Source organism: Nonomuraea endophytica (genome assembly GCF_014203235.1).
Classification (GTDB): domain Bacteria; phylum Actinomycetota; class Actinomycetes; order Streptosporangiales; family Streptosporangiaceae; genus Nonomuraea; species Nonomuraea endophytica.
The window spans coordinates 145,579-158,231 of the sequence record NZ_JACHIN010000018.1 but is presented as its reverse complement, the minus strand read 5'-3'; the positions used below and the strand labels follow the sequence as shown (position 1 = coordinate 158,231).

The window sequence follows — 12,653 nt, the reverse complement described above, 5'->3', positions numbered from 1 at the left end:
CGAAGGGCGTCTCCCGCCTACGTCGCGCCGGGATCGTGCGACTGGGCTCGCAGCCAGATCATGACCAGGACGGCGGCGACGGCGGGTCCGAGTCCCCATGCCAGGGGTGCGATCGCGCCCATGAGCGCGGTGGAGTTGACGAGGAGCCCGAGGGCGCCGCCCAGGCTGAGGACGCCCATGGCCGCGAAGGTCGTGGCGATACGGCGTTCGAGCCTGAAGGCCGGGACCAGGAACAGGCAGGCGAGGGAGAAGAACACTCCCCAGCCGAGTATCTCGAAGGCGAACGTCAGAGACGGCCAGCCATAGGGCTGGAACCATTCCAGGCCCGCCGTCCGGCCCAGACCGGGGCTCTGCCTGACCATCGTCAGCGCCAGGAACCGGTTGGCGCAGACGACCACGGCGTGCATGACGATGAACACCAGCGAGACGAGCGTGTACGCCTGCTTGTTCGCCGGGGTGGCGAGGTGGATGGCGCACCACAGCGGCACCATGACGAGGACCGCGAGCATCATGATCACGTGGAAGGTGGTGGCGAAGGGCTCCCGGGGCGGAAACGGCAGCCCGCGCGCCATCATCACGGTAAGCACCACCAGGTAGACGAGCGCCAGGGCGGCGAAGCCGGCGCCTGCCCCGATCCCTAACGACGCCACCGATGTCCTCTTCGTCATGTCCTGCCCCGTCCCGGTCAGCGGCGAATGACGTTCGCCATAATGGCGAACAACATACGCCACTATAGACTCGCGGTGAGACAGCGCAGCACGGGGAGAAAGGCCGCGATGGGCGAGCAGCACAGGACACCCACGCCGGCGGGCATCGAACTGGCCTGGCGCGCCGCCAACGACGCCGCCCACACACACGACGGACTCAAGCCCGGCCCACGCCCGGCGCTCACTCTGAACCGGGTCGTCACCGCCGCGATCGACATCGCCGACAGCGACGGACTCGCCGCGGTGTCGCTGGCCCGGGTCGCCACCGCCCTCGGCGCGGCGACGACCTCGTTGTACCGGCACGTCCGCTCCAAGGACGACCTCGTGGTGGTGATGCGGGACGCCGCCGCCGCACCACCCCCCGACCTGCCGCCGCCCGACCCCGGACGCTGGCGCGAGTCCCTGGCGGGCATCGCCTGGCAGATCTACGACCTCTACCGGCGGCATCCATGGGTCCTGCAGGTGCCCACCACGGGCCCGCCCAGCACGCCGAACGAACTGTCCTGGGGAGAACGCATGCTCCGGGCCCTGTCCGGGACCACCCTGAGCCCGCACGACCAGCTCCGCGCCGTCACCCTCATCTCCGGCTACGTCCGCGAGCAGGCCCGCCTCACCCTGGACCCGGTCATCGCCGACGGCGGTGACGACTACTTCCGGTTCCTCGGGAGCGTCATGACGCCGGATCGGTATCCCATGTTCTGCCGTCTCTTCGCCGATCAGGCCAACACCGGCTCGATCGGCTACACCGCTGAGGACTTCCAGTTCGGCTTGGACCGCATTCTGGCCGGACTGGCCGCGCGCGGTGACGGCCGCGATCAGGCCTAGAGGTCAGAGGGGGCGGTCAGGAAGCGGGTGCGCAGGGTCGCCTTGTCGGGCTTGCCCGCCGGGGTGCGGGGCAGTTCGTCGAGCAGCCACAGGTGGCGAGGCTCGCACTGGGCGCCCAGGGCGGTGCGGACCAGCGCTCGCAGCGCTTCCGGGTCGACCTGGTGTCCCGGTCTGGCGACGATCGCGCCCGCGATGATCGGGTCGGTCTGGTCCGGCAGGGCGAAGACGGCCGCGTCGAGGACGGCCGGGTGGCTGGTCAGGAGCTGTTCGATGGGGTGGGAGTAGAGGCCGGGCGCCAGGCGATCGGCCGTCCGGTCGAGCAGGAACAGGTAACCGTCGTCCAGACGGCCGAGGTCGCCCGTGCGTAGCCAGCCGTCGCGCAGGACCTGGCCGGTGCGTCGCCGGTCGCCGAGATAGCCCCGCATGAGCTGCGGGGATCGCACCCAGACCTCACCGACCTCCCCGGCCGCGAGATCGACGCCGTCGGCGTCGCGTACACACAGTTCGGCTCCGGGTACGGCGCGGCCGACCGAGGCGAGCAACTCGGGCCGTGCGTGGTCGCCGGAGGCGAGGCCGGTGATGAACCCCGCCTCGGTCGATCCGTAGGTCTGCACGAGCCGGGGGCCCAGGCGCTCGACCGCTTGGGCGATGCGGGCGGGCACCGCCGCCGCGCCGCCGTACACGAGCATTCGCAGGTGCTCCCCCGCGGTCCGGCTGGTCTTCAGGTGGTCGACCAGGGGATACAGGTCAGATGGGCGGCCGGCCATCAGGTGGCTGACCCGCTCGCGGCGGATCACCTCGGCGAGCGAGCCAGGCTGCCACTCAGGCTCCATGATCACGGTGCCGCCGCCCGCCAGCGTCCACATCTGGTAGAGCAGGCCGGTGTAGCGCAGGTGAGGTGAGACCAGGACGCGCCGGGGCCCGTCCCCGAAGAGCGCGCGTGCGGCGGTCAGGTGGGCGTGCTGGATGCGGTGACTGTAGACGGCCACTCGGCACTCGCTCGTGGTGCCGCTGCTGTAGTTCACCGTGGCGATGTCGTCCGGGTCCCGGGGATCGGGGACGGCGAGCATTGGGGCCTGCGGGTTGGCGAACAGGGTGTCCAGCCGGGCGATGACGGTCACCGGGTAGCGGGCCTGCGATGCGGCCAGGTCCTGGGTTCGCGCCGGGTCGTACAGCAGGGCCGACGCGTTCAGCTCACGCATGACTCTGGCGGCGACCGCTTCCGGCAGACCCTGCCACACGGGGACGAAGCGGCAGCCGAGGATACCGGCGACCAGCGGGCTCAGCAGTGATTCGATCCGCTCGCCGTACAGGCAGGCGATCGTTTGTCCGGCCCGGACGCCGCGGTCCGTGAGCGCCTGGGCCGCGCCCGCCGCCATGGCCAGCGCCTGGTCGCCCGTCACCCGCCGCCGCCCGTGGACCAGCACCTCGCGCGGTCCCGCCGAGCGCAACCCGTCGAGGACGAGCCGGACGTAACCGGTGCTCATCGTGCTCTCGGTCCGAGCAGCACCGGAAAGGTCCGTGCGCTGTTGCCCACGATCGAGCCCACGGGCTGCACCTCGCCGGGTGGTACGGCGGCCGCCAGCTGCGGGAACGCGGTGAACAGGGCGCTCAACGCCACCTCGGCCTCCAGCCGGCCCAACGTGGCGCCCAGGCAGAAGTGCGGGCCGTGGCCGAACGACAGGTGACCGGGCGCGGAACCGGACAGGACGAAGTGCCCGGCCCGCTCGCCGTAGTGCTCGGGATCGCGGCCCGCCGCGGCGAACGACGCCAGCACCGCCTCGCCCCGCCGTACCGTGACTCCGTCGATTTCCACATCTCGTACGGCGTAGCGCATCGGAAAGTGGGCCAGCGGCGAATCCCAGCGCAGGGCTTCCTCCACCACGGCGCTCCACGGCAGCGTCCCGGAGGTGACGAGCGCGAGCTGTTCGGGCGCGGCCAGCAGGGCGCGCACGGCGTTGGTGATGAGGCTGACCGTCGTCACGTGCCCCGCGATGAACAACAACTCGACCGTGTCCGCCAGCTCGATCGCGGTGAAGGCGACACCGTCATCGACGTGGATCGCCATCAGCGCGCTGATCAGGTCGTCGCCGGGTTCCCGGTGGCGCAGGGCGATGACCTCCGCCAGCATCCGCCGCAGGGCGGTGCGGGCCGCGCCGGTGTCCTGAGGGCCGGCGCCGACCCTGGCCAGCACGCGGTTCAGTTCGTGGAGCCGGGGACGCAGCTCCGGCGGGATGCCCATCAGCTGCGAGATGACCTCGCTCGGCAGCGGGTAGGCGAACTCCCGGCGCACGTCCACCGGGCCCGGCGGACGCCGGGCCAGCCGATCGATCAGGCCGGCCGTGATGGCCTCGATGCTCGGGCGCAGCCGGCCTATCCGGCGGGCGGAGAACGCCTTGACCAGGGGGCCGCGCAGCCTGCGGTGCGCCTGTCCTTCGGCGTTCAGCACGGAGGTGTCGAGGACGAGCTTGGCCACCGACGTGCGCGGGCAGAGGCCGGCGCGCGCCTGCGGATCCCAGTGCCGGATGTCGCGCGACAGATCAGGATGGGCGAGCACCGCCTGCAGGGTGGCGAATCGGGCGGCCGCCCACGCGCGCACCCCCTCCACCTCCACCGCGACGAGCGGCCCCGCCTGCCGTAGCCGATCGCCGTGGGCGTGCCAGTCGCGGCACGCCGGATCGATCGTGTGACGGGTGGAGGTGTCCACGGGCGTCAGACCCTTTCCGGCGTCGCCGCGAGCCGGTGGGAGTCGAAGCCCGCCTCGCGGCCCGCCTCGCGGCCCAGGTACAGGCCGGCGACCAGTTCGCCGGCGGCGGGCGCCACGCACAGGCCGTGACCGGAGAATCCGGCCGCGTACAGGAACGCCGGCCTGCCGGATGCGGATCTCACGCAGCCGATGAACGGGGTGCGGTCGGGGCTGGCGTCACGGGTGCCGGTCACGGCGGTGTGCAGCGCGGCTCCGGCCAGGCTCGGGTAGATCTCGGCCAGCCGGGCCGCGACGCGATCGCGCCAGGCCTCCCGGTCCCGGCCGGGGTGGCCCATGCCGATCAGGAGCCGATCTCCGCGCAGCCGTACCAGCAGGCCGCTGGCGGCGTGCAGGGTCACCGGGATCTCCGGCACCGGCGGCAACGCCTCGGTGGACAGCAGCTCCTGCACGACCGGCTCGCCCAGGGGCAGATCGACGCCGGCGCAGCGGGCGATCGGCGCGGACCAGGCGCCCGCTGCGCACACGACGGTCTCGGCCGTGATGGCGCCGGCGGTGGTCTCGATCCGGCCGGTTCCGGTGTCGACCGAGGTGACGGCGCAGTCCGTGCGGATCACCACTCCCGCTTGCCTGGCCGCTCCGGCGAAGCCCTCGACGATCGCCGGGGTGTCGCTGATGTACGCCTGCGGCGACCAGGCGGCCGCGCACAGCGGGATGTCACCGATCAGCGGGTTGCGCCGCCGGGCCCGCGCTTCACTGATCAGTTCGATGTCCACGCCGGCCGCCCGCTGGGCGGGCAGTTCGGCCTCGAACGCCGCGACCTGCGCGGGTTCGCTGAACAGCACGAGATAGCCGACCTGGCGCAGCGGCAGGGCGGTGCCCGTGCGCTCGGCGAAGGCCCGATAGGCCGCCAGGCTCCTTGTCGCCATCGCCGAGCTGACCGGGTTGCCGGCGAAGTAGCCGCGCAGCACGTCCGCGGTCGCCTTGGACGCGCCCGATCCCAGCCGGCCGCGCTCCAGCAGCATGGTCGGCACGCCCGCCTCCGCCAGATGAACCGCGACCGACAGGCCGATCACGCCGCCTCCGGCCACCACGACCCGCGCCCGGTCCTGGGCTCGGGTCACGCCCAGCCCCTGAACTCGCGCAGGCAGGTGTCGAGGTCCCAGGGGAACAGGTGCAGGTTCCAGCCGCCCAGGCAGTTGACGTACAGCGCCATGTGCGCCATGACCGCGAGGAAGTCGTCCCGGGAGTCGATCCGATCCAGCAGGGCCATGAGCCGGACGGTGAAGGCGTTCAGCGTGTCCAGGCCGCAGTAGCCGAGGAACTCCGCCGGGGTACCTGCCAGGACGCGCGCCATGTGCCGCAGCGCCTCCAACGGCATGCCCTCGACGGTGGCGCGGACCAGGCCGCCGTAGGTGCTGTAGCCCAGCGGCCGGGTCTCGCCGTTGACGAACAGCATCGTCGTTACCACGGTGCCGTAGCTGCCGGCGCCCGAGGCGATGCGGCCCTCGTGCAGTTCGGTCAGCTCCCTTGGAGCCTCCAGCCAGATTCGCGAGGTTTCCGCGTGTACGTCGGAGATCAGCGCGTCGGCCGCCGGGTCCGTGGCCTTCATCCGGGCCAGGCTGTGACCGCTCGTCCGGCCGGCGCGGCGTACCTCGGCGACGATCGGCTTCTTGGTGGAGTAGACCGACTCCCAGATCGCCCTGCCGGCCTCCATCAGGCTGTCCACGTCGTCGGGGACGACCTGTCCGATGGGGGTGGCGGGCATCGGCTCGGTCAGCGGGCCGTACTTGATGCCCAGGTGCTGCAACCGCGAGCAGAAGACCGTGCCGTCGGGCACGGTCCGCCGGTCGACGCGTTGGGCCGCGGGCAGGTGCAGCAAGGAATGGACGGGGGCCACATGGTAGAGATGATGACCCGCCACCAGGGCGTGGCCCTGAAGGCTCCTGTAGGGAAGCGCCTGCCACAGGGCATCGGCCAGGGCGGCGTTGCGGTCGTCCAGCGTCGCGGAGACGGTGATGCCCAGGGTGGGCCATACGATCTCGACAGATCTCTCTTCGGTCACAATAAGCGACATTAGCATTACACTATGTAATCGCCATGTGGCGGGGCTCGCGTCAACAGGGCGGCCTGTACGGTTCGCCGGGGACGTACCGCGCCCACTCGGCCGCCGTCAGAGCGCGGGAGGAGACGGTCGCGCACACCTCCGCGCGCGGGTCGCTGGGCAGGCGCAGGCGCCACATGCGGACCTGGCCGGCGTCGTCGGCGCCGGCCAGCTTCTGGCCGTCGGAGCTGAGGGCGAGGGCGATCACGGGTCCGACGTGCTCCGTGACAGGAGGGCCGAGCTGGCGCTGGGCCGCCACGTCCCACAGGCGCACACTGCGGTCGCCGCTCGCCGAGACGAGGGTGCGCCCGTCGGGGCTGAAGGCGAGATCGGTGGTGCCGCGCGACGTCCTCGATGGTGGGCTTGAGCCTGGTCATGGGGACCTGCACCTTCCGTTACACCGCCAGGAGCACCACAGCGCCCGAACCCTAGACCCGAGAGCGCTCTCAGCCGAAACACCCGGTCAGACCCGGCTGAGCCTTGATGTCGGCGCACAAGAAGCGATGATCATCCCGGAAAGGGCGACGGCCGCCGGTGATGATCCACCGGCGGCCCAACCATCCCCATGCCGCCCGCTTCGCAGGCGGCGCGAGCGCGTTAGAAGAACTGCTGGATCTGCGGCGTGTCGAAGGTGCGCATCACGTTGAAGCGAGAGTCCAGAAGCCTGATCTTGCCGAACACCTCGTCCCGGTCGTTGAGGTCCTCATCGAGCCAGAGCCGGGGAACGGTGGTCACGAAGTCGGCGCTGAGCCCGCTCTCCTCCGACGCGCCCACGCTGGTGACGGGGACGCCGAGGAGGAACTCGGGGCTGGAGTCGGCGCCGAACAGCGCTCCGGAGAACGGCTCGCCGGGCGCGTTGATGATCTGCTGGGCGCCCGCCAGGCCGATGCGGAAGTCGATGCCGAGACGGACCTCGTAGAACCCGAAACCGAGGCTGGTGATCGTCACGCACACGTTCTGCTGGACCTGACCCGTGCAGGCCTGCGCGGCCACGGTCGCGGCGGACGCGGGCTGCGCCCCGACTAACACGAGAGCGGCGATGGGGGCCATGGCGATGCCCAGAACCTTGAGCAGGCCCCGTTTGAGACTGCTGCCAGTGACCATGAAGGTCTCCTTGTGATCGTGGATGCCGTCCTTGGCGGACGGCGTTGACGATCAGAAGGCGTTCCGGCCCGTGCCGCTCCAGTGGAACATCCCCAGACGCGGTGGAACATCGGGTCAACCAGCGAGTGCGCGCCGGGCGACTGCCCGCCATGCGTCCGCCGTGCCGAGGTCATCGCGGGCCGACCCGGGGGACGACGCCGACTGCACCTGGCGGGGTGGTCAGCCAGGTGGTGATGTCGGTGTTCAGGCGGTGTTTGAGGGCGGTGGGGGCGAAGGAGGCGTTCACCGCGTTTCTGGCCAGGCCGGCCAGGACGGCGTCGCCGTAATCGAAAACCTCTCTCAGGCGCTCGTACTCGGCGGCCAGTTCCGTCTCTCCGTCGGTGTTGATCGTGACCGTCAGGCCGGCGGCCAGGAGGCGGGGAAGGGGGTGTTCGGGGAGGGAGGGGACCAGCTTGAGCAGGACGTTCGAGCTCGGGCAGACCTCCAGCGCGATGCCGGCGGCGGCTACCTCCGCGGTCAGGGCGGGGTCGTCCAGGATGCGGATGCCGTGGCCCAGGCGGGCGGTGCGGCCGGGGCCCAGGGCCGCGCGGATGCTGTCCGGGCCCGCGGATTCGCCGGCGTGGTGGACCAGGCGGATGCCGGAGGCGTGGGCGGCGTCGATGACCTCGGTGAAGGGGGCCAGGGGGTACTCTTCGTCGCCGGCCAGGCCTATGGCGACTACCTCGGGGTGGCTTTGGGCTAGTTTGAGGGTTTTCCAGAGGCGTTCTACGGGGCGGCGGCGGGAGTGGTCGAGGATCACCCGGCACTCGATGCCGTACTTGCGGCCCTCGGCCAGGCCCTCCAGCACGGACTCCAGGGGCATGTCCGGGCTGCCCAGGCGCTCGCCGTGCGCGGCCGCGGTGAAGCTCACCTCCGCGTAGCGGGTTCCCTGTGCCGCCTCGTCTTCGCAGAACTCCCTGGCGATCCGCCGGAAGTGCTCGGGTTTGACCAGGCGCTGCCTGACCTGGGCGCGGTGGTCGGCGAAGTCGCGGAAGGTGGCGAACGGGCCGCCGCGTCCGGCGGGGCCGCCGAGCTCCCCCGAGGTCTCGGGGCGGACGGTGCTCTCCAGGTGTACGTGCAGGTGCGCCTTGGGCAGCGCGCGCAGGTCTCTCACCGCACGGACCCTAACCGACCACCCACCTGCGAAGCAGCCCGTTTTCCGCCCGCCCCGCCCGGCCCTGCCCGGTATCCGGGCACGCGAAGGAGGTCTCACGAGGAGTGGAGCCGTCGGCAGGACGGGGCCGGGCGAACCAGGCGGGCGTGGCAGGGGTGACGCGGAACAGGACGGCGGTCCTGGGCGGCCGGCGATACGGGGTTCGAGCGCTGAGCAGGGGCGGGCGCTGGGCAAACACGGGTGCGGGCGCAGGACGGCGGTCCTGGGCGGGGATCAATCGGCAGGGGGCTCGGGGAGCGAGGTGCTGGGGCGGAGGTTGGTGGTCAGCTGAGGTAGTCGCGCAGGGCCAGGGCGCGGGAGGGGTGGCGGAGCTTGGACATGGTCTTGGACTCGATCTGCCGGATGCGCTCGCGGGTCACCCCGTACACCTTGCCGATCTCGTCGAGGGTCATCGGCTTGCCGTCGGCCAGGCCGTACCGCATGGTGATGACGCCCGCCTCGCGCTCGGTCAGGTCGTCCAGCAGCGACCGGAGCTGCTGCTGCATGAGCGTGAACGAGACCGCGTCGGCCGGTGAGACCGCCTCGGTGTCCTCGATGAGGTCGCCGAACTCGCTGTCGCCCTCCTCGCCGAGCGGAAGGTGCAGGGAGATGGGTTCGCGGCTGTACGACTGGACCTCGACCACGCGCTCGGGCGTGATCTCGACCTCGGGGGCGAGTTCTTCGGGCGTGGGCTCGCGGCCGAGTTCGATCTGCATGCGCCGCTGGACCCGGGCGACCTTGTTGATCAGTTCGACCATGTGCACCGGGATCCGGATGGTGCGGGCCTGGTCGGCCATGGCGCGGGTGATGGCCTGCTTGATCCACCAGGTGGCGTAGGTGGAGAACTTGAAGCCCAGGCGGTAGTCGAACTTCTCGATGGTGCGGATGAGGCCGAGGTTGCCCTCCTGGATGAGGTCGAGGAAGAGCATGCCGCGGCCGGTGTAGCGCTTGGCGATGGAGACGACCAGGCGCAGGTTGGCCTCCAGCATGCGCTCTTTGGCGCGGATGCCGTCGTCGGCGACCCATTCCAGATCGGCCCGCAGGTCGAGGGGGAGGTCGGTCTCGGTGTCGAGCCGTTCGCGGGCGAACAGGCCGGCCTCGATGCGCTTGGCCAGCTCGATCTCCTGCTCGGCGGTGAGCAGGGGGACGCGGCCGATCTCCTTCAGGTACGCCTTGACCGAGTCGCCGGTGCCCGGGGCGCTGTCGTCCAGGACGGGAAGCTCTGCTACTTCGGACAAGACGCTCTCCTCGCTTCGGTGGGCCGGCTTCGTCGGTGACGCGGTGAGTAGAGGCAAGAGGGACCCTTCTCCAAACTTAGGACGCGCCCAACTTTAGGTCGGCACCGCAATGGTGTCAACCTAAAATAAGGACCGACCTAAAATTTTTAGATGGGGATGCTGAGGTGAGGCTGCCTCTTTCACGCTACCCAACGCCGGGGCGAACAAAGCTCCATCAGCTGAGGCTCTTGACATCATCGGCGGTTTCGTTCATGAGCCCGGCCGCCACTCGATGGCCCCTCCCTCGTGGCCGGCGAAGGCCAGCAGGCGCGCGCCCTCCACGGCCAGTTCGTCCCGGGCCGCGGAGGGCAGCGGCGAGAAGGGTGTCATGACCAGGGCGCCGTCCTTGAAGTCCCACATACCACCGACGGTTCCGTCGATCAGGAAGGTGGGGTAGATGACGGCGCCGACGCAGACGGCCCTGCGCTGCTCGTCGGTCATCATGCGCCGCCGGTCGGCGAAGGCCACGATGAGGTTGTCGAACCAGGGCAGGAACCGCGCCGGCGCCGGGGTATCGGCGGAGACCAAAGGCGCCCCCGGCAGGTCATAGAGAACTTTGCCGGAAATATCGCGATATTTTGCCAGGTCCATCGCCTCCATCACCGGCTTCAACCGGGTCAGGCCCGACCAGGCCTGCACGTCCATCACGCCCGCCGGGCCGTATGCGGCCAGATACCGCGTCACCAGACGCTCCACCGGCGGCGACGACTCCAGCGCGCGGCCCAGCCACTCCTCCGCCAGCGTGAACGGCGTGGCCCCGCCCTGGTTCCAGGTGCCGTTGGGCGGCGTGTGGATGATCGGCAGCAACGACTGCGCCGACCAGCCCAGCCCGAACGGCTCGACGTCGGGCCAGCGCTCGGCCAGCAGGTCGCGTATCTGCGGCCGGGTCAGCGTCCGCCCGGTCAGGTGCTCGCGGGCCAGCTTGGCCAGCTCCTCCAGGTCCACGCCCGGCATGGCCTTGCCGAACGCGGCCTGCCGGGCCCGGCTCATCGGCACCTGCATCAGGGGCCGCAGCCAGAGGTAGTCGTCGGACAGGGCCAGGTGCTGGGTGGCGCGCAGCATGGTGCCGCGCACGACCTGCTTGCCGTACAGCAGAGAGGTGAGGTCGTCCTGGGTGAAGGCGGCCAGGCGCGACCACAGCCCGATGTACGGCGCGTTGGCCTCCTGGCCCTGCACGGCGACCAGGCGTTCGACGGCCGCCCGCGCGTCCAGGCCGGCGCGCTCCAGCAGCAGTTGCCGGTGCAACGTGGTGCGGTTGAGTACCCGCTGGCTCAGCTCCATGGACCCAACCTAGAACCCAATGCGGAAAGGTTCATTCCGCGTTGAGCAGCTCGTCGAGCGCTTCCCGCAGGTAGGCGGTCAGCTCCCACGGGTCCGGCACCATCTGCCGGTCGGTGATGACCCCGATGTCCAGCGAGCCGTCGTAGGAGAAGGCGGTGATGTTGATCCCGCCGCTCACGTCGGTGATCACCGAGACCGGGTAGTGGGTCAGCAGCCGCGCCCCGCACACGTAAAGGGGGAACTGCGGGCCGGGCACGTTCGAGATCGCCACGTTGATCGGCGGCGCCGTCTGCCCCACCAGCCCGAACGCCGAGCGCGAGGCCAGCCCCATGAGCGCGGCGGGCATCGACTCGCTGAACTCCCGCAGCCAGCGCGCGGGCGCGAGCGAGAACCTGTCCTTGATCCGCTGCATCGAGTCACGGACGTGCCGCAGCCGTTCGAGAGGATCTTCCACGTGTACGGCCAGCGGCGCCGACATGATCGTCACCTGGTTGCCCGGCCCCTCCTCCCCCGCCGAGCGCAGCGAGAACGGCACCCCGGCGGCCAGCGGCATCCTCGGCACCCCGCCGTGGGCGGCCAGCCAGCGCCGCAGGGCGCCCGCGCACACCGCCATGACGACGTCGTTGACGGTGACGCCGTTGGCCTTGCGGACCAGCTTGATCTCATCCAGCGGCAGCGAGACGAAGGCGAAGCGCCGGTGGGCGGAGACCGGCCCGCTGAACGGCGTGCGGGGCGCGGGCAGCGAGGGCAGTTCGGGCAAGGTCCCCGATCCGGCCAGCCGCCGCGCCAAGCCGGAGACCAGCCGGCTGCCGGGGATCCACGACACCACCGGGATCTCGTCCAGGTGCGGCAGCGCCCGCGCGGCGAAGCGCACCGCCTGGGCCGGGTTGGCGCTCATCCTGATCAGCGCCCGGCCGACCATCTCCAGCCCGTCGGGCGCGGGTTCGTCCCGGTCGGGGGCGGTCTGCGGCGGCGGCGCGGGCACCGGGGTGAGGTCGAGTAAGGCGGCCAGCACGTCCGCGCCGCCCACGCCGTCCACGGCCGCGTGGTGGATCTTGGTGTAGAGGCCCATGCGGCCGCCCGACAGGCCGTGGATCAGGTAGATCTCCCACAGCGGATGACCTCGGTCCAGGCGGCGTGGATGCAGCCGGGAGACCTGGTCGGCGAGCTGGCGTTCGTCGCCCGGCGGCGGCAGGCCGATCTCGCGGACGTGGTAGTCGAGGTCGAGGTCGTCCTCCTGCACCCAGTACGGATGGTCCAGCCCGAACGGCACCGGCGCGAGCTTGCGGCGCAGCGCTGCCACGTACGGCAGCCGCTGCTCCAGCAGGGCCTGCAGATCCGAGCGGTTGAGGTCGCCCTCGAGGATGGCCAGCCCGGCGATGTTGGGCACGTTGGTGGCGGTCTCGAAATGCAGGAACTGGGCGTCCAGGGCGGTCAGCTGTGGCACAGGTCACACCTC

10 protein-coding genes and 2 pseudogenes are annotated in these 12,653 nt (G+C 70.9%); 1 reads left to right on the top strand and 11 read right to left on the bottom strand.

What is annotated here, in order from left to right; translation table 11 throughout:
* Positions 1-17 precede the first annotated feature (17 nt).
* Complete coding sequence (locus HNR40_RS45415; RefSeq protein ID WP_184973043.1) at positions 18-668, bottom strand: hypothetical protein; 651 nt, start codon at positions 666-668, stop codon at positions 18-20.
* A 75-nt stretch (positions 669-743) separates the two neighbouring features.
* On the opposite strand from HNR40_RS45415, the gene HNR40_RS45410 reads away from it, so the two are divergent.
* Positions 744-1,532: a TetR/AcrR family transcriptional regulator gene (locus tag HNR40_RS45410; RefSeq protein WP_184973041.1), complete on the top strand. Its 789-nt coding sequence runs from the start codon at positions 744-746 to the stop codon at positions 1,530-1,532.
* Here the strand turns inward: HNR40_RS45410 and HNR40_RS45405 are convergent.
* From HNR40_RS45405 to HNR40_RS45360, 10 genes and pseudogenes are all read right to left on the bottom strand, one after another.
* Positions 1,529-3,019, bottom strand: coding sequence for a class I adenylate-forming enzyme family protein (locus HNR40_RS45405; protein ID WP_184973039.1), 1,491 nt, complete (start codon positions 3,017-3,019; stop codon positions 1,529-1,531). The genes HNR40_RS45410 and HNR40_RS45405 overlap by 4 nt on opposite strands.
* The gene (locus tag HNR40_RS57655) at positions 3,016-4,239 is read right to left on the bottom strand and encodes a cytochrome P450 family protein (RefSeq protein WP_184973037.1); all 1,224 of its coding nucleotides are present in this window, start codon (positions 4,237-4,239) and stop codon (positions 3,016-3,018) included. The genes HNR40_RS45405 and HNR40_RS57655 overlap by 4 nt, the downstream gene beginning before the upstream one ends.
* Positions 4,240-4,244: 5 nt before the next feature.
* Positions 4,245-5,360, bottom strand: coding sequence for an NAD(P)/FAD-dependent oxidoreductase (locus HNR40_RS45395; RefSeq protein WP_184973036.1), 1,116 nt, complete (start codon positions 5,358-5,360; stop codon positions 4,245-4,247).
* Positions 5,357-6,313, bottom strand: coding sequence for a cucumopine synthase-related protein (locus HNR40_RS45390; RefSeq protein ID WP_184973034.1), 957 nt, complete (start codon positions 6,311-6,313; stop codon positions 5,357-5,359). Before HNR40_RS45390 ends, HNR40_RS45395 begins: the two co-directional genes overlap by 4 nt.
* A gap of 40 nt (positions 6,314-6,353) precedes the next feature.
* Positions 6,354-6,665 (bottom strand): annotated as a pseudogene (locus HNR40_RS58195) (WD40 repeat domain-containing protein); the annotation flags it as partial.
* 272 nt (positions 6,666-6,937) lie between these two features.
* Positions 6,938-7,444, bottom strand: a complete 507-nt coding sequence (locus HNR40_RS45380) for a hypothetical protein (protein ID WP_184973032.1) — start codon at positions 7,442-7,444, stop codon at positions 6,938-6,940.
* A 169-nt stretch (positions 7,445-7,613) separates the two neighbouring features.
* Positions 7,614-8,597, bottom strand: a complete 984-nt coding sequence (locus HNR40_RS45375; protein ID WP_184973030.1) for an adenosine deaminase family protein — start codon at positions 8,595-8,597, stop codon at positions 7,614-7,616.
* 323 nt (positions 8,598-8,920) lie between these two features.
* A pseudogene (locus tag HNR40_RS45370) lies at positions 8,921-9,826 on the bottom strand (RNA polymerase sigma factor); the annotation flags it as partial.
* Positions 9,827-10,123: 297 nt separating this feature from the next.
* Positions 10,124-11,194 carry a winged helix DNA-binding domain-containing protein gene (locus HNR40_RS45365; RefSeq protein WP_184973026.1) on the bottom strand — a complete coding sequence of 357 codons (1,071 nt, stop codon included), beginning with the start codon at positions 11,192-11,194 and terminating at the stop codon, positions 10,124-10,126.
* Positions 11,195-11,225: 31 nt separating this feature from the next.
* Positions 11,226-12,641, bottom strand: a complete 1,416-nt coding sequence (locus tag HNR40_RS45360) for a WS/DGAT/MGAT family O-acyltransferase (protein WP_184973024.1) — start codon at positions 12,639-12,641, stop codon at positions 11,226-11,228.
* Between the last annotated feature and the right edge of the window lie 12 nt (positions 12,642-12,653).